This window comes from Lysinibacillus sphaericus (assembly GCF_002982115.1).
Taxonomy (GTDB): domain Bacteria; phylum Bacillota; class Bacilli; order Bacillales_A; family Planococcaceae; genus Lysinibacillus; species Lysinibacillus sphaericus.
Window position 1 is genome coordinate 1,295,611 of the sequence record NZ_CP019980.1, and the last position, 16,999, is coordinate 1,312,609.

17 protein-coding genes are annotated in these 16,999 nt (G+C 38.6%); 16 read left to right on the top strand and 1 reads right to left on the bottom strand.

The genetic code is table 11. The annotated features are described in order from the left end of the window. Positions 1-70: 70 nt before the first annotated feature. The 15 genes from hflK (at position 71) to LS41612_RS06555 (ending at position 15,886) form a co-directional block, all read left to right on the top strand. On the top strand, positions 71-1,057 hold the full coding sequence (gene hflK, locus LS41612_RS06485; RefSeq protein WP_024363814.1) for an FtsH protease activity modulator HflK: 987 nt from the start codon (positions 71-73) through the stop codon (positions 1,055-1,057). Further along, positions 1,057-2,058 (top strand): protease modulator HflC, encoded by a 1,002-nt coding sequence (hflC, locus tag LS41612_RS06490; RefSeq protein WP_024363815.1) that lies wholly within the window; start codon positions 1,057-1,059, stop codon positions 2,056-2,058. The genes hflK and hflC overlap by 1 nt, the downstream gene beginning before the upstream one ends. Positions 2,059-2,422: 364 nt before the next feature. Beyond that, positions 2,423-2,854, top strand: a complete 432-nt coding sequence (locus LS41612_RS06495; RefSeq protein ID WP_024363816.1) for a hypothetical protein — start codon at positions 2,423-2,425, stop codon at positions 2,852-2,854. Positions 2,855-3,064: 210 nt separating this feature from the next. Continuing rightward, on the top strand, positions 3,065-5,692 hold the full coding sequence (gene polA / locus LS41612_RS06500) for a DNA polymerase I (protein ID WP_024363817.1): 2,628 nt from the start codon (positions 3,065-3,067) through the stop codon (positions 5,690-5,692). 11 nt (positions 5,693-5,703) lie between these two features. Beyond that, complete coding sequence (gene mutM / locus LS41612_RS06505; protein WP_024363818.1) at positions 5,704-6,576, top strand: bifunctional DNA-formamidopyrimidine glycosylase/DNA-(apurinic or apyrimidinic site) lyase; 873 nt, start codon at positions 5,704-5,706, stop codon at positions 6,574-6,576. 13 nt (positions 6,577-6,589) lie between these two features. Further along, the gene (gene coaE / locus LS41612_RS06510) at positions 6,590-7,183 is read left to right on the top strand and encodes a dephospho-CoA kinase (RefSeq protein ID WP_024363819.1); all 594 of its coding nucleotides are present in this window, start codon (positions 6,590-6,592) and stop codon (positions 7,181-7,183) included. 379 nt (positions 7,184-7,562) lie between these two features. Beyond that, entirely contained in the window at positions 7,563-8,585 is a 1,023-nt protein-coding gene (locus LS41612_RS06515; RefSeq protein WP_024363820.1) for a glyceraldehyde-3-phosphate dehydrogenase, read from the top strand. Between the two features lie 169 nt (positions 8,586-8,754). Further along, a complete protein-coding gene (nrdR, locus tag LS41612_RS06520) occupies positions 8,755-9,225 on the top strand; it encodes a transcriptional regulator NrdR (RefSeq protein WP_024363821.1) in 471 nt (156 codons plus the stop codon). Positions 9,226-9,243: 18 nt separating this feature from the next. Continuing rightward, positions 9,244-10,617: a replication initiation and membrane attachment family protein gene (locus LS41612_RS06525; protein WP_029747352.1), complete on the top strand. Its 1,374-nt coding sequence runs from the start codon at positions 9,244-9,246 to the stop codon at positions 10,615-10,617. A gap of 24 nt (positions 10,618-10,641) precedes the next feature. Next, on the top strand, positions 10,642-11,571 hold the full coding sequence (dnaI, locus tag LS41612_RS06530) for a primosomal protein DnaI (protein WP_255313727.1): 930 nt from the start codon (positions 10,642-10,644) through the stop codon (positions 11,569-11,571). Between the two features lie 393 nt (positions 11,572-11,964). Continuing rightward, positions 11,965-13,899 carry a threonine--tRNA ligase gene (gene thrS / locus LS41612_RS06535; protein WP_024363823.1) on the top strand — a complete coding sequence of 645 codons (1,935 nt, stop codon included), beginning with the start codon at positions 11,965-11,967 and terminating at the stop codon, positions 13,897-13,899. Between the two features lie 394 nt (positions 13,900-14,293). After that, positions 14,294-14,797 carry a translation initiation factor IF-3 gene (gene infC, locus LS41612_RS06540; RefSeq protein ID WP_024363824.1) on the top strand — a complete coding sequence of 168 codons (504 nt, stop codon included), beginning with the start codon at positions 14,294-14,296 and terminating at the stop codon, positions 14,795-14,797. Between the two features lie 31 nt (positions 14,798-14,828). Further along, positions 14,829-15,029 (top strand): 50S ribosomal protein L35, encoded by a 201-nt coding sequence (gene rpmI, locus LS41612_RS06545; protein ID WP_024363825.1) that lies wholly within the window; start codon positions 14,829-14,831, stop codon positions 15,027-15,029. Between the two features lie 58 nt (positions 15,030-15,087). Continuing rightward, the gene (rplT, locus tag LS41612_RS06550) at positions 15,088-15,447 is read left to right on the top strand and encodes a 50S ribosomal protein L20 (RefSeq protein WP_024363826.1); all 360 of its coding nucleotides are present in this window, start codon (positions 15,088-15,090) and stop codon (positions 15,445-15,447) included. A gap of 166 nt (positions 15,448-15,613) precedes the next feature. Then, on the top strand, positions 15,614-15,886 hold the full coding sequence (locus LS41612_RS06555; RefSeq protein WP_024363827.1) for a DUF1294 domain-containing protein: 273 nt from the start codon (positions 15,614-15,616) through the stop codon (positions 15,884-15,886). A gap of 43 nt (positions 15,887-15,929) precedes the next feature. On the opposite strand, the gene LS41612_RS06560 is transcribed toward LS41612_RS06555, so the two are convergent. After that, complete coding sequence (locus tag LS41612_RS06560; protein ID WP_024363828.1) at positions 15,930-16,325, bottom strand: hypothetical protein; 396 nt, start codon at positions 16,323-16,325, stop codon at positions 15,930-15,932. Between the two features lie 104 nt (positions 16,326-16,429). On the opposite strand from LS41612_RS06560, the gene LS41612_RS06565 reads away from it, so the two are divergent. Continuing rightward, positions 16,430-16,915 carry a dUTP diphosphatase gene (locus LS41612_RS06565; RefSeq protein ID WP_024363829.1) on the top strand — a complete coding sequence of 162 codons (486 nt, stop codon included), beginning with the start codon at positions 16,430-16,432 and terminating at the stop codon, positions 16,913-16,915. The last annotated feature ends 84 nt before the right edge of the window (positions 16,916-16,999 follow it).

Genomic DNA, 16,999 nt, shown 5'->3' on the forward strand with positions numbered 1-16,999 from the left:
TGAAATTATTTTGAATCTTTTTATGAAATATCCCGTATACAATAGTACTAAGCATAAGGGAGGAACAGACATGAGTGTGAAAAGGACACTAATGATGGTAGGGCTTGGGATTTTCGGCATTGTAGCACTAATCGCTGTATTTACTTCATGGTACACAGTCGATGAATCGGAGCAAGCAGTTGTCATCACGTTTGGCCGTGCTGATGAAACGGTAACAAATCCAGGTTTACATTTTAAATTGCCTTGGCCTGTACAATCCGTTGAGATTTTGTCAAGAGAAACATTTAGTTTACAGTTTGGCTATAAGCAAAATAAAGAAGGTGAATTGGAAGCTTATGATGCTGAAACGAAAATGATTACAGGTGATGAATATATTGTTTTAACAGATCTTGTAGTGCAATGGAAAATTACAGATCCTAGCAAATACTTATTTAATGCACAAAATCCAGAAGAAATATTACATAGCGCTACATCAAGCGCCATTCGCTCAATCATTGGTAGTTCAACAATTGATGCTGCGTTAACAGATGGAAAAGCAGATATTGAAGCCGAAACAAGAGAATTGCTTGTTTCACTTATAGATAAATATGATATTGGGATTGGCGTATTAGGTGTCAAATTACAAGATGTAGAATTACCGAATGCGGAAGTACGTGCGGCATTTACTGCAGTAACAGATGCACGCGAGATGAAAAATACAAAAACGAATGAAGCGCAAAAATATAAAAACCAACGAATTAGTGAAGCTGAAGGGGAAAAGGACGCCATCATTTCAAAAGCAAATGGTGCGAAAACAGCTCGTATTGAGCAAGCTCATGGGGATGTCGCAGTCTTTAATAAAATGTATGAACAATACAAAGGTAACCAACAAATTACGCGAGAACGTTTAATTTTAGAAACGCTCGAAAATGTTCTTCCGAAGGCACAAATTTATATTATGAATGATGATGGTAGTACGATGAAGTATTTGCCATTACAAGCATTACAACCAACAGTACAACAGGAGCCAAAAGAACAGCAGGCACCAACAGATAAAAAAGAAGGGAGCGGTAATTAATGGACCAGAAAAATAAAGATCTTGAAAAATTTCTAAATTTTTTATCAGGGAAATCAAAAAATACTGCTCCAAGTGATGGAGACAATGTTATCAAGATGTCAAAAAAGGGCCCGTTGAATCCTAAAAAATACATTTCTCTTGTTGTCACATTAACTGTTGTTTTTGCTATTGCCATTATTCTTTTTGCTAATGTATATATCGTAAAAGAATCTGAATATGCTGTTGTTAGACAATTTGGGGAAGTAGTAAAATTTGAACGTGATCCAGGGCTTAAAATGAAAGTACCATTTATTCAAAGTGTAACAACGCTACCCAAAAATCAAATGACCTATAATATTTCAGAGGAAGAGATTAATACAAAGGACAAAAAACGTATCATTATTGATAATTATGCAGTATGGCGCATTACAGACCCGAAAGCACTAATCTCCAATGCGGGTACGCTGACGAAGGCAGAATCTAGAATGGAGGAGTTTATTTATTCTGTCATTCGAACAGAGCTTGGTCAACTTAAATACGATGAAATCATTAATGATGAAAATTCCTCTCGAGGTAGTTTAAATGATCGTGTAACAGCACGTGTGAATGAATTATTGCTAAACGATAAATACGGAATTGAAGTAGTAGATGTACGTATCCGTCGAACGGATTTGCCAGCAGAAAATGAGCAGTCTGTATTTACGCGTATGGTTTCAGAACGACAATCAACTGCACAACTATATTTATCAGAAGGTGATGCGGATAAACGCCGTATCGAAGCACAAACAGATAGAGAAGTGCAAGAAATGCTAGCAACAGCCAATAAAGAAGCAGCATTGATACAAGCGGAAGGAGAAGCGGAGGCAGCGAAAATTTACAATAGCTCCTTCTCTAAAGACCCGGAATTTTATTCGCTCTACCGTACGTTAGAATCATATAAGAAAACAGTTGGTGAGGATACGGTGATTATCTTGCCGTCTACTTCACCGTATGCAAAAGTGTTATCAGGCTATATAAAGTAATACTGGAATCCTTGCAGGGGTTAATAAAGAATATACTAAATATAATAGATAGTACTAGTTGTTAGGAGCTAAGTGGTGACTTCTGCTCAGAACGCACACAGTGTAAGACGCGGGCATTCCGCGTGTTAGCGAGGGTTGCGGCTTACTGTGCTGAGCGGAAAGTACCGCTGAAGTGGACAATAACGGCGCAGCAAAAAAGTGTTAGATTGACGACAATCATTCTAACACTTTTTCTCTTTTGACCTTGTAGTAATGCTAGTATCCAAACTATGAAAATAATTCTAACAAATAATTGGTTGTGTTATAGACTGCTATTTTCTGATAAAATGATGTTGTTTAGAAATGATAGATGGGGGTAATAGCTGTGAAACTAACCATTAGCACGTGGCTCCAAAACTTAGGGATTGCTTGTAGCATCGCATCGTTTTTTACACTTTTCTTTCGTATATCTGATTTTGCTTGGATGACGAACAGTGTTTATCATATACCGGTATTTTTTGTTATTTTATTTTTATTAGGATTAGTCATTGCAGAGGATGTACGCAAAGCTTTTAAAAAAATATTTTGGTACGAGAAACGGCAAGAGAAACGCCCAATTTGGCAGGTGGGCATTGGTTTTATTTTCTTCCTCGCGCAAATCGGCGTAGTCATGGTGTTTAGTGCAGGACTAACACAGTTAAAACTAGGCGGTATGCCGCTATTTTTTGTTATTGCTTTTATGAATGCTTTCATGATGACCGTTATTTATGAGGAAATTTTCTTTCGTAAAGAAAGAGCTAAAAATGTTAGTCAATAAGAGTAGAGTCGATTGCATGTGCAATTGACTTTTTTTATGGATTTAACGGAAAATACCATGGAATGTTGCGTGATTTTAATTTTTCAACTGATCTGCGTCCCTATGATTGGTAAAAAGTCTGTTTTCCCGATAAAGTAGAGGAAAGAGGCATTTTCAAACATACGTTTTCGTTTTACAATGAAAAGAACGACGACTTCAGGAGGAAATAAGATGACTAAGGAAAAATTACTATTACTAGACGGTAATAGTTTAGCTTACCGCGCTTTTTTTGCATTGCCACTGCTGACAAATGATAGCGGTATTCATACCAATGCAGTCTACGGCTTTACAACGATGTTGCAACGAATTTTGGAGGAAGAACAACCGACGAAGATGCTCGTTGCTTTCGATGCAGGTAAAACGACATTTCGTCACGATACATTTACGGAATATAAAGGTGGCCGTCAAAAAACGCCACCAGAACTTTCAGAGCAGTTTCCTTATATTCGCAAACTGATTGATGCTTATGGAATTAAACGCTATGAACTAGACATGTACGAAGCGGACGATATTATTGGCACATTGGCAAAAGAAGCAGCAGGACAAGATATGGAAGTAATTATCGTGTCAGGAGACCGTGACCTTACCCAGCTCGCAACGGATAAGGTAACAGTGTATATTACGAAAAAGGGCATTACAGAAATCGAAAAAAACACACCTGCATTTATCGAAGAAAAGTATGGCTTAACACCTCTTCAAATTATAGATATGAAAGGTTTAATGGGGGATGCCTCTGATAATATTCCTGGAGTACCTGGTGTTGGCGAAAAAACGGCTGTTAAATTGTTAAAAGAGCATGGCTCAGTTGAGGCACTGTATGAAGCAATGGATACGTTAAAGGCTTCCAAGATGAAAGAAAAGCTTGTTGCCAATGAAGAGCAGGCATTAATGAGTAAAAAGCTTGCTACAATTTTTACTGAAGCACCGATTGATTTAACGTTAAATGACCTTGCTTATGGTGGACCTAACGAAGAAGAACTAATTAGTGTGTGGCAGGAGCTCGGCTTCAAATCACTACTAGATAAAAGTAATTTTACTGTGGAAGAACACCAACAGGCACCATTTGCTTTTGACATTGTACAAGAAGTGAAGCCAGAGCACTTAAAGGACGTTATGGCGATACATGTAGAGTTAGAAGATGAGCATTATCATACTTGTCAGCCACTAGGTATTGCTTTAACGGATGGCACAGCTACGATTTATGTGCCATTTGAAGTGGCTTCTACATCTGATTTGCTACGTCGATGGTTAGAAGACGCTACGAAGATTAAATATATAACAGATACGAAGGCAGCACAGGCGGCTTTAAAGCGTGTAGGTATTCGTTTAGCAGGGGTGGAGTTTGACCTATTGCTTGCATCCTATATTAATAACCCTGCACTTAGCGGTGATGATGTGGCAACACTTGCAAAGGATTTAGGCTATCGAGAAGTGCAAGCAAATGAGGCGGTTTATGGTAAAGGAGCAAAACGTGCTATACCAGCAAGTGATGTACTAGCTGAACATGTTAGTCGTAAAGCGTTTGCTGTGTGGACATTACAACCTAAACTAGAGGCATTGTTAAAGGAAAATGAACAGTTTGAACTGTATAAAAACTTAGAACTACCACTTGCGTCGATTTTAAGTGAAATGGAAAGTGAAGGGATTACAGTAAATCGTGCCACACTTGAAACGATGGGGCAGGAGCTAAATAATAAATTAGTAGTGATTGAGCAGGAAATTTATGCGGAAGCGGGCGAAGCATTCAATATAAATTCACCAAAGCAATTAGGCGTTATCCTTTTTGACAAGCTAGGTTTACCAGTGATTAAAAAAACGAAAACAGGTTATTCCACAGCAGCAGATGTGTTGGAAAAATTAAAGCCAGAGCATGCCATTATCGAGCATATTTTACTGTACCGTCAGCTCGGTAAGTTACAATCAACGTATATTGAAGGCTTGCTAAAAGAAATCCATAAAGAAGACGGAAAAGTACACACACGCTTCCAACAGGCATTGACGTCAACAGGTCGCCTAAGCTCAACGGACCCTAACCTACAAAACATTCCAATTCGTTTAGAGGAAGGGCGAAAAATTCGTCAGGCATTTGTGCCATCGCAAGAAGATTGGATTCTTTTCTCTGCGGATTACTCTCAAATTGAGTTGCGTGTACTTGCTCATATGTCAGAGGATAAAAACTTAGTGGAAGCTTTCCGTGAAGGCATGGATGTTCATACACGTACCGCGATGGATGTTTTCCATGTAACCGCAGAAGAAGTTGATAGCAACATGCGTAGAGCTGCCAAGGCAGTTAACTTCGGTATCGTGTATGGCATTAGTGATTATGGATTATCACAAAATTTAGATATCACACGTAAGGAAGCAGCCGTTTTTATTGAGAAATATTTTGCCAGCTTCCCTGGTGTAAAAAACTATATGGATGAGATTGTCCAAGATGCAAAATTTAATGGTTTTGTCACAACGTTATTGAATCGTCGTCGTTATTTACCAGATATCACGAGTTCGAATTTCAATCTACGAAGCTTTGCAGAGCGCACAGCGATGAATACGCCGATTCAAGGAAGCGCGGCAGATATTATTAAAAAAGCAATGATTGATATGGATGCTCGCTTGAAAAAGGAAAACATGCAAGCAAAACTTCTTTTACAGGTGCACGATGAATTAATTTTTGAAGCGCCTAGAGAAGAAATTGCCTTGCTCGAAAAAATTGTACCAGAGGTTATGGAAAATGCCATTGAGTTGATTGTTCCATTGAAAGTGGACTTCAACTATGGGGCAACTTGGTACGAAGCAAAGTAAGGAGGGGTAAAATGCCTGAATTACCAGAGGTAGAAGGTGTCGTGCAGGCATTAAAGCCGGAAGTTGAAGGTCGCACAATTAAGCAGGTTCAACTGTCAGAAATTGTCCGCTTTTCTTATGATGAAGGAAAGCAATGTATCGTTAAGCAAGCTGAGCCCGATGCATTTGAAATGGCATTATCTCAAATGACGATTACGAAGATTGAGCGCCGTGCTAAATATATATTTTTTCATTTGGTGAAAGAAGATGTGTCCTATGTATTAGTCAGTCATTTAGGCATGACAGGTGCATGGTTTATCGTCAACACGCCTGAAGAAATCAATGAAGAAAAATTTAAAAAGCATATTCATGCAACTTTTCAAATGGCAGATGGTGGCTATTTAATTTATTCAGATATTCGCCGTTTTGGTGAGTTGCGATTTTTAACGAAAATTGAAGATCATGCGCCACTGACAAAAATGGCGCCTGAACCGTTTGATGAGATAGCATGTGATTATTTTATAGCCAAATCCATGCTACCGAAATACGAGAAAAAGGCTGTTAAAGAAGTCATTATGGACGGCCAAGTGATTTCGGGCTGTGGCAATATATATGCGACAGAAGCATTATTTGCTCAAAAAATTCACCCAGCCCGCAAAATGAACCGCATAAGTGAAAAACGAAAACGTGCACTTTTTGGGGCAATTGTTGACGTCCTGCGTCAAAGTATTGAAGCGGGAGGTTCAACGATTTCGGATTATCGTAATATTAATGGCGAGGCAGGAAGCATGCAAAATCGATTACAAATGTACGGTAAAAAGATATGCCCAGTGTGTGGAACAGGGACGAGTCAAATGACAATTGGTGGACGTACATCTGTATATTGTCCAAATTGTCAACATTAAAGGGGAATTTACTATGATTATCGGACTAACAGGAAGTATTGCAAGTGGTAAAAGCACAGTCGCCAAAATGATGACAGCGCTTGGATTACCGATTGTCGATGCAGATGTTGTAGCACGTGATGTTGTGGAACCAGGAACGGAGACGTTGGCACTTATTGTCCAAAATTTCGGTGCAGACATTTTACTTGAAGATGGCAACTTAAATCGTCCAAAGCTTGGTGATATTATTTTTCATGAGCCGGCGAAACGCAAAATTTTAAATGATATTATGCATCCTGCTATTCGTCAGGAAATGTTACGCCAACGCGATGCATATATAGAGGCTGGACAAAAGCATGTCGTGATGGATATTCCATTACTGTTTGAAAGTAAATTGGAGCATTTTGTAGAGCGAATACTTGTTGTTTCAGTTAGTGAAGAGGTGCAACTTCGACGATTAATGGAGCGCAATCAATTATCAAAGGAAGATGCGCTAGCTCGTATGCATTCACAGTTACCCATGTCTGTGAAAGAAAAAAGTGCACATGCGGTGATTTACAACAATGAAAATTTACAACAAACAGAAGAGCAGTTAAAGAAAATTCTGACGCATTGGGGCGTACTTTAGTCAAAAAGCGCAACGTTAATTACTACACAGAGAAGCTCCAAAAAGGCATCGAGAGATTATTCTTGATGCCTTTGTTATTTTTCACCTTTTTGTACCACATCTTAGGTTAGTTGGCGTGCTCGCCCATAGAACAAATCAACCAGTATGTAGCCAAAGGCATTCTAGGCACAGCAATTATTGCTGTGCATTTTTTTGTTTATAAGCGTAATAATAAACATGAAGTACTGAATTTTTTTATTTCAAAAAAGGTGCTATTTTTCAGAAAATAAGAACTTTTTTATTATGGATATATAATGTTCATCTTTTTTAAAATTGTGTTATACTAATTAGCATAAAGTATATAATGAATATGAGTATGCACTCACAGGAGGATTTTATAATGACAGTATCAGTTGCTATTAACGGTTTCGGACGTATCGGACGTATGGTTTTCCGCCAAGCGATCGTACAGGAAGGTTTAAATATTGTTGCAATTAACGCAAGCTACCCAGCGGAAACGTTAGCACATTTGATTAAGTATGACACAAATCACGGAACATTCGAAGGTACGGTTGAACCAGCAGACGATGCTTTAATTGTAAATGGTAAACGTGTCCAAATTATTAGCGAACGTGATCCATTAAAATTACCATGGGCTACAATGGGCGTGGATATTGTAATTGAAGCAACTGGTAAATTCAATGATCGTGAGAAAGCAGCAATGCACCTTGAAGCAGGCGCAAAGAAAGTAATTTTAACAGCTCCAGGTAAAAACGAAGATGTTACAATTGTTTTAGGTGTAAATGATGAAAAGCTTGATGTTGAAAAACATGATGTTATTTCAAATGCTTCTTGTACAACAAACTGCTTAGCACCGGTTGCAAAAGTGTTAAATGATACTTTTGGTATCGAAAGCGGTTTAATGACAACAGTTCACGCATATACAAATGACCAAAAAAACTTAGATAACCCACATAAAGATTTACGTCGTGCGCGCGGTTGTGCACAATCGATTATTCCAACATCTACAGGTGCTGCAAAAGCATTAAAATTAGTGTTACCAGAATTAGAAGGCAAAATTCACGGTATGGCACTTCGCGTTCCAACACCAAACGTATCACTAGTTGACCTTGTTGTAGATTTAAATACAGATGTGACAGTTGATTCAGTTAATGCTGCATTTGTCAAAGCAGCAACAGAAGGGCCGATGAAAGGTATTTTAAACTTCTCAATTGAGCCGCTTGTATCTGCTGATTACAATACAACAACATACTCATCTACAGTTGATGGACTTTCAACAATAGTGATGGGTAACCGTAAAGTAAAAGTACTTGCTTGGTACGATAATGAGTGGGGCTATTCTGCACGTGTTGTAGACCTAGTGCAAAAAGTTGCAAAAGCGCTAGAAACAGTTAACGCATAATGAACGCTATTGGCACATTGAAATCTTATGGTTTCAATGTGCTTTTTTTTGCAAGTTAGGATGTAAAGCAAATTGTTTGAGTGCCTGGCACCAAATGAACTTTTCTTATTTGTAGGAAATTTGTTATAATACAAATATCAAATTGTTGTGGAATCAGGAGAGTAAAAATATGAGATGTCCTTCTTGCCAATTTAACGGAACACGCGTAGTGGATTCGAGGCCAGTAGATGATAATAAAGAAATTCGTAGACGTCGTGAATGTGAGTCATGTGGCTTTCGTTTTACAACGTTTGAAAAAATTGAAGAAACACCGTTAGTCGTTGTGAAAAAAGAAGGCTCACGGGAAGAGTTTAGCCGCGAGAAGGTGCTGCGTGGTCTTATTCGTGCTTGTGAAAAACGTCCGGTTGCTTTAGATGTTTTAGAGGGACTTGTTCTATCTATTGAAAAAGACCTTCGCCGTATTGGGAACGCTGAGGTACGATCAGAGGATGTAGGAGAAATGGTGATGGATCGTTTGGCAAAAATTGATGAGGTGGCCTATGTTCGATTTGCCTCGGTTTATCGTCAGTTTAAGGATATCAATGTATTTATTGAGGAAATAAAAGAAATTATTCAACGTCAAACAGAGCAAAAATCTTAGGAAAAACAGAGAGGGTGAATGACGTTGATTCATTTGTATAAAGAATTGCAGCCCGCAGATACTTTTGACATTCGTCTACCTCATGCGCTTTCCACGATGGAACGTCAATTAGTAACATTATTTTATCAACCTCTAACGGGTGCTGAACCAATCAGTCTTTATTTAACACTATGGGCTGAAGCAGAGCAAATGCCAAAACAGCAAATGAATCATTATTATTTAATGAATGTGCTAGGACTACCAATCGGTAAAGTGTTCGAAGCACGTATTGCACTTGAAGCAATCGGTTTGTTACGTACTTGGAAAAAAGAAGAGGCAGAACAGCGAAGCTTTTTATATGAGCTTATGCGCCCGCTTGATGCAGATAGTTTTATGAAAGATCCTTTATTATCAATGTTTTTGTTTAGTAAAATCGGAGAGCAGGCGTATCGGAAATTGCGCCAACGTTTTATTCAGCCTATAAGGGGTACAGAATATAAAGATGTATCACGCGCCTTTATGGATGTTTTTAAACCGGTTAATACCAATATTCCTACCGATTTGCAGGGTGGCATTGATAGCAAAGAAAATGCACAAAAGGTCTACCCGTTTTATTTTGAGCAATTTGATTTTGAGTTGCTACAGGCAGGTTTATCTGACCAGTTAGTACCCGCAAATTTGCTGACGCTTGAAGTGCGCGAAACAATTGCCAAATTAGCATTCCTCTATCATTTAACGGCATTGGATATGCAAAAGGTTGTTATTTTAGCGCTTGATGATGAGTTAGGTATTTCACAAGAACGATTACGAAAAGCGGCAGCCGATTTTTATAAGCTTACTGTTTCAAAAGAGCCACCAAAGCTTGCCAAAGTATATGCTCCACCGGTTGAGGAAGATGCTGTTCAAAAAACAAAAGATCAGGAGTTGCAACATTATTTAGAGTCAACACCTCCTGTCCAAGTGTTGCGAGATATTAATAATGGTAAAGAGCCATTGCAAACATCTGTACAATTAGCTGAGAGCTTAATCGTGCAACATGGGATGCCGGTAGGCGTGGTTAATGCACTACTTGAATATGTCATGCTATCTACGGATATGAAACTACCTAAAAAGTATGTGGAAACCATTGCCGATCACTGGGTGCGAAAAAACATTAAGACGGCGAAGGAAGCAATGGAACTTGCACGTCAAGAACATGATAAATATACAACGTGGAAAAATAAACCACAGGCACCAGCTAAAAATAATAATCAGTATGTCAAAGGACGAGCAAATAATCAGCGTAAGGAAAAAGTACCTGAATGGTTTTATAAACGCAATGAGCAACCAGACGAGAGCGCTTCTTCAAGTACGATGGATTTTGAAAAAGAGCGCCAAAAAATATTAGCAATGCTTGGAAAAAGCGATAAGTAAAGTAGGTGAACGGTAATCGAACCAATTAATAAAGCATTAAAAAGAGCTATTAATGTACCATCATTTCAAGAGCGATATGAGGCGATGAGGCGAGAGATTTTAGAACACCCTCGTGTGCAGGCCTTTTTAGCAGAACACGCAGAAGAATTAAGCTACGATGCTGTTGAGCGCAATTTACCAAAGCTACATGAATTTATTAGTCAATCGACAGTGTGCTGTGGTTGTGATCATACAGCGCATTGCACCAATTATTTAAAAGGTTTTATTCCGACATTACGGGTTGTACGCAATACGGTTGAAATTGATTACGTGCGCTGTGAACAAAAGGTGCGTGAGGATGAACGTCGGGATGTTGCCAATATGATTGCTAGTATGCATATGCCAAAAGATGTGTTACAAGCGACAATCCAAGATTTAATGATTGATGATGAATCACGTGTGCTTATCGCGCAACGGGCGGCACAATTTGTTAAGAAAACAGAGGAAACAGGGCAGTTGCCAACGAAAGGCTTTTATTTATATGGGAAGTTTGGTGTAGGGAAATCCTTTGTGCTTGGTGCACTTGCGAATGAACTGGCTTCCAAAAAAATTCGTTCCGTGGTCGTTTTCGTACCCGAATTTTTACGTGAAATGAAAAATGCAATCGGTGATAATACGCTAAATGAAAAAATAGATTATGTGAAAAAAGCGCCGGTATTGATGCTTGATGATTTAGGGGCAGAAACAATGTCAGCTTGGACACGCGATGAAATTTTAGGGACAATCTTCCATTATCGAATGGCAGAACAATTGCCAACATTCATTACCTCTAATTTTAACTATGATGAATTAGAGCATCACTTAGCGCAGTCTCAAAAAGGGGATATTGAGGTCGTAAAGGCTGGCCGTATTATGGAACGTGTGAGAGCTTTGACGGAGCCTATAGAAATGCGTGGCAAAAATCGACGTTTATAACATTGACAGTTGCATTTTATGACAATCGAGCGTATACTGTCTCATATACTATATAGCACAATGCAATGATGAGGACATGAATTTTGTGTAACGGCTTTTAGAGAGGGAAGTCATCGGCTGTAAGCTTCCTAGTTTGGACACATTATTTACTACCTACTGAGCAGCGAAAGGGCATATCTTTCGCCGGTCCCTAGCCCGTTAGCTAGCCTTGAGCTTCGTCTGATGATTTTATCGGAAGGAAGAAGGGTGGAACCACGAGCATACGCTTCGTCCCTTTTGTGAGGGACGGGGCTTTTTTGTTTTTCAGGGTTTTTTGTGCAAGCTTACGTTAACCATAAGATTCGCTGCTTCATCATGCATCACTAAATTTAACCAAACAAGGAGTGCAACAAAATGTCAGACATGATTAAATTAACGTTCCCAGATGGCGCTGTAAAGGAATTTGCAAAAGGTACATCTACTGATGATGTGGCATTATCTATTAGCCCAGGACTTCGTAAAAAAGCCTATGCAGGGAAAGTAAATGGAGAATTAGTAGACTTAAAAACACCAATTGAAGAAGATGCAACAATTGCCATTATTACACAAGATGATGAGGCAGCATTAGAAATTCTTCGTCACTCAACAGCCCATTTAACAGCACAAGCGATTAAACGCCTATTCCCTGAAGTAAAACTTGGTATTGGTCCGGTTATTGAAGGCGGCTTCTACTACGATATTGATGCACCAACACCAATTACTGCTGAAGATTTACCAGCAATCGAAAAAGAAATGAAAAAAATTATTGCTGAAAATCTAGAAGTAGAGCGTAAAAACGTTAGCCGTGCAGAAGCACAAGCAATTTATGAAGAAATTGGCGACGAATATAAATTAGAATTACTTGAAGCGATTCCTGCTGATGAGCAAGTGTCTATTTACTACCAAGGGGAATTTTTCGATCTATGTCGCGGTATTCACGTACCATCAACAGGTAAACTACGTGAGTTCAAATTATTATCATTAGCAGGTGCTTATTGGAGAGGGAACTCTGATAACAAAATGCTACAACGTATTTACGGTACAGCTTTCTTCAAAAAAGAAGAATTAAAACACCATCTTCAAATGTTGGAAGAAGCAAAAGAACGTGACCACCGTAAAATCGGGAAAGAATTAGAATTATTCACTACTTCTCAAAAAGTAGGTCAAGGTTTACCACTTTGGTTACCAAATGGTGCAACAATCCGTCGTGTAATTGAACGTTATATCGTAGACAAAGAATTAGCGCTTGGTTATAAACATGTCTATACACCAGTACTTGGTTCTAAAGAGCTTTACCAAACTTCTGGTCACTGGGATCATTACCAAGATTCCATTTTCCCACCAATGGAAATGGATAATGAGACATTAATTATGCGTCCGATGAACTGTCCGCACCATATGATGGTTTACAAAAACAGCATGCACTCTTATCGAAATTTACCATTACGTATTGCTGAACTTGGAACAATGCACCGTTATGAAATGTCGGGCGCTGTTTCAGGGTTACAACGTGTACGTGGGATGACGTTAAATGATGCACATATCTTTGTTCGTCCAGACCAAATTAAAGCAGAGTTCCAAAAAGTTGTGCAGTTAATTTTAGAAGTGTACAAAGACTTTGATTTAAAAGATTACTCCTTCCGTCTGTCTTACCGTGATCCAGCAGATACAGAGAAGTACTTTGATGACGATGCAATGTGGGAAAAAGCACAAAGCATGTTAAAAGAAGCAATGGATGAGCTTGGCTTAGATTACTTTGAAGCAGAGGGTGAAGCGGCGTTCTATGGCCCTAAACTTGACGTACAAGTAAAAACGGCCATTGGTAAAGAAGAAACGTTATCAACTGTACAATTAGACTTCTTATTACCAGAACGCTTTGACTTAACATATGTAGGTGAAGATGGTAAACCACATCGTCCAGTCGTTATTCACCGTGGTGTTGTGTCAACAATGGAACGTTTCGTTGCCTTCTTAATTGAGGAATATAAAGGGGCATTCCCAACTTGGTTAGCACCAGTACAAGTAGAAGTAATCCCAGTATCAAACGAAGCCCACTTCGACTATGCGAAACAAATTGAAGAGCAGTTGACAGCAGCTGGATTACGTGTTGAAATGGATGACCGTGAAGAAAAACTAGGGTACAAAATCCGTGAAGCTCAAATGAAAAAGATTCCTTACATGCTTGTTATTGGCGATAAAGAAGTTGAAGCTAACGGTGTAAACGTGCGTCGTTACGGCTCAAAAGATTCAGAAACAATTGCATTCGAAGACTTCTTAGCGAATATTAAAGCGGAAGTTGCACGTTTTTAATTGAATAAAGTACTTGATTATCTTTAATTATTTGTACTATAATGACGTATAAACTGTAAGTGTATTACACATACTAATTATGAGATTGTAAAAATATTTGACAATCTAAATTGTACATGCTAATATAATTAAGGTTAATGAATACAAAGTTTGTGGTTGAAGTAGAGGCTGCCCGCTTCTCACCTGATACAACGCTTAGGCTGTGAACAGGTATGACACGTTGAATTGTTTTGCGTACATTTACGCATGCACATATAGCGGGCGGACATCTTCAAAAATGTCCGTCCTTTTTTTATGGACATGACAAGAGGATGTACCGTTCAACCGGGCAAGGCTTTGCCCAAACCATGTATTCGCGACAACTACTTGGAGGTGGATTACTATTAGCAAAGACATGTATGTAAACGAAGGCATTCGCGCACGTGAACTTCGATTAATCGATCACAATGGTGACCAGCTTGGTGTAAAGACACGTAACGAAGCGCTAGAAATCGCCACTCGTGTAAACTTGGATCTTGTCCTTGTGGCCCCTCAAGCCAAGCCGCCAGTCGCTCGTATCATGGACTATGGTAAATTTAAGTTTGAACAGCAAAAGAAAGACCGTGAAATTCGTAAAAATCAAAAAGTCATCGTGATGAAAGAGGTTCGCTTGAGCCCAACAATCGATGAACATGATTTCCAAACGAAGCTACGTAATGCGATTAAATTCCTTGAAAAAGGCGATAAAGTAAAATGCAGCCTACGTTTCAAAGGTCGTGCGATTACACACAAAGATATTGGTCAACGTGTGTTAGATCGTTTTGCTGAAGCTTGTGCTGAAGTATCTACGGTTGAACAAAAACCGAAGATGGAAGGCCGAAGCATGTTCTTAGTTCTTCAACCAAAGAACGAGAAATAATATTAGACGAACAGTTTAGGAGGAATTCGACATGCCAAAAATGAAAACTCACCGTGGAGCTGCGAAACGTTTCAAAAAAACGGGTTCAGGTAAATTAAAATATGACCGTGCTTACGGAAGCCACTTATTCGCAAACAAATCTACGAAACAAAAACGTCACCTACGTAAAGGTAAAGTTGTATCATCTGGTGACTTCAAACGCATCAAATCATTACTTGTTTACATGAAATGATTGACTACACAAAATAAACTAATATTCATTTTTTAATGAAAAGCAGGAGGTAATTCATATGCCACGCGTAAAAGGCGGAACAGTGACGCGCAAACGTCGTAAAAAAGTATTGAAATTAGCTAAAGGTTACTATGGTTCTAAACATACATTATATAAAGTTGCTAACCAAGCAGTAATGAAATCAGGTCAATATGCATACCGTGACCGTCGTCAGAAAAAACGTGATTTCCGTAAATTATGGATCACTCGTATCAACGCAGCTGCTCGCATGAACGGTCTTTCTTACAGCCGTTTAATGCACGGTTTAAAAGTTGCTGGTATCGAAGTTAACCGTAAAATGTTAGCTGACTTAGCTGTAACAGATGCTGCAGCATTCACACAATTAGCAGAAGCTGCTAAAAAAGCAGTAGCGAAATAAAAAAGAGCGACTAAGTCGCTCTTTTTTATTTCTGCCCCGAAAGCGGAAGCGACAGAGGCAAAAGATATTTGGCATTGAAGCGAAGCGACAAGTGCGAATAAATTAGTGTATAGTGAAGACTGGTGGGGTTATTTCATCAGTCTTTTTTACATAGGAGGTTGTTTTAATGGCTCAAGCTTTACTTGCCTATATGGCAATTGTTTCAGTTGTATTGCTTGTTATGATGGGCATGGATAAATCGCGCGCAAAAAAGCATGAGTGGCGCATTGCGGAACGTACGTTGTTTACCTTGGCAATTGCAGGAGGGGCTGTTGGTGGCGTATTAGGTATGTATTTATTCCGTCATAAAACACGCCATAACAGTTTTGCGTTTGGCTTTCCATTGATTGCAGCAATTCAAATTTTTATAATCGTGCAATTATGGAGTAGCTCATTATAAAAAACTTAAATTGTGTAGAATTGTGTGAGTGCCTGGCACATCCTCATGAAGAGGATGTGTCACGCATAAGTTGTTCAATGGGTTGCTTCCAGTTGATTTTAGCGTTAGGATAGTTAAATAAAATTTCTTGTTGGAGATATTCGAAGTCACTCCTTGTAAATCCTTGTAAAGTTGCAGTGTCGCGGGCACCAACGAAAATTGTAACGACCTCAAACGCATCTTCGGTCGTACCCAAGTATTTTTCACCTTCAAATAGCGCACCCTTAAAAGAAATAAAGAAATTCTTTCGAACATTTTTTACGTCATCATAAAAGTAATATTGGCCTTTTTCATAGGCTTCATCGAGTTTTCGTTTAGGATCGGTTATATATCGAATCGCTTTATAGAATACATAGATAATAAGCGCAATCACTGCAAGTCGAATAAGTAATGGTAACATTTAAAAAATTCCCCCTTGAAGAAAGGTTATTCCTACCTATACGATTGGGGGAGACATTTAGTTTCACTTTATACAAAAAAATTTTAGAAATTTAGGAGAAAAAAATGAACTTACAACAATTATTTACGATGCAAAAAGAACTTGATGATTTTATTGCAAAAACACAAAATATTGAACACGATGTCTTTAAAGAGAAAGGCTTGGCGTTAATGGTTGAGCTTGCGGAGCTTGCCAATGAAACACGTTGCTTTAAGTTTTGGAGTACGAAAGGACCATCAGCGCGCGAAGTAATTTTAGAGGAGTATGTGGATTCAATTCACTTTATTTTATCGCTAGGGCTACTTAAAGGCTATACGGCTATAGAAAAATGGCCAGTTGTGGAAGAGAAGCGTGATTTAACTGAGACATTTTTAATGACACAAAACTATATATTAACATTTATAAGCCACCCAACAGAGCATAGTTATGCAGCAATTTGGCAATGCTATGGGTTACTTGCATATAACCTCGGTTTTACATTTGAGGATGTTGTGTCAGCGTATATTGAAAAAAACGAAGAAAATTATAATCGCCAACGAAGTGGCTATTAATTTACTAGACTAAAAAGTAAAAAAAACATCAATTTTCAGACGACTCACTAGGAATATTTCGGTAAACGAAGTATAATAGAGGGG

Bases quoted from the DNA above. Each gene is read 5' to 3' on its own strand.
- hflK (WP_024363814.1), top strand. From the start codon at position 71: ATGAGTGTGAAAAGGACACTAATGATGGTAGGGCTTGGGATTTTCGGC.
- hflC (WP_024363815.1), top strand. From the start codon at position 1,057: ATGGACCAGAAAAATAAAGATCTTGAAAAATTTCTAAATTTTTTATCA.
- polA (WP_024363817.1), top strand. From the start codon at position 3,065: ATGACTAAGGAAAAATTACTATTACTAGACGGTAATAGTTTAGCTTAC.
- mutM (WP_024363818.1), top strand. From the start codon at position 5,704: ATGCCTGAATTACCAGAGGTAGAAGGTGTCGTGCAGGCATTAAAGCCG.
- coaE (WP_024363819.1), top strand. From the start codon at position 6,590: ATGATTATCGGACTAACAGGAAGTATTGCAAGTGGTAAAAGCACAGTC.
- LS41612_RS06515 (WP_024363820.1), top strand. From the start codon at position 7,563: ATGACAGTATCAGTTGCTATTAACGGTTTCGGACGTATCGGACGTATG.
- nrdR (WP_024363821.1), top strand. From the start codon at position 8,755: ATGAGATGTCCTTCTTGCCAATTTAACGGAACACGCGTAGTGGATTCG.
- LS41612_RS06525 (WP_029747352.1), top strand. From the start codon at position 9,244: ATGACGTTGATTCATTTGTATAAAGAATTGCAGCCCGCAGATACTTTT.
- thrS (WP_024363823.1), top strand. From the start codon at position 11,965: ATGTCAGACATGATTAAATTAACGTTCCCAGATGGCGCTGTAAAGGAA.
- infC (WP_024363824.1), top strand. From the start codon at position 14,294: ATGTATGTAAACGAAGGCATTCGCGCACGTGAACTTCGATTAATCGAT.
- rpmI (WP_024363825.1), top strand. From the start codon at position 14,829: ATGCCAAAAATGAAAACTCACCGTGGAGCTGCGAAACGTTTCAAAAAA.
- rplT (WP_024363826.1), top strand. From the start codon at position 15,088: ATGCCACGCGTAAAAGGCGGAACAGTGACGCGCAAACGTCGTAAAAAA.
- LS41612_RS06555 (WP_024363827.1), top strand. From the start codon at position 15,614: ATGGCTCAAGCTTTACTTGCCTATATGGCAATTGTTTCAGTTGTATTG.
- LS41612_RS06560 (WP_024363828.1), bottom strand. From the start codon at position 16,325: ATGTTACCATTACTTATTCGACTTGCAGTGATTGCGCTTATTATCTAT.
- LS41612_RS06565 (WP_024363829.1), top strand. From the start codon at position 16,430: ATGAACTTACAACAATTATTTACGATGCAAAAAGAACTTGATGATTTT.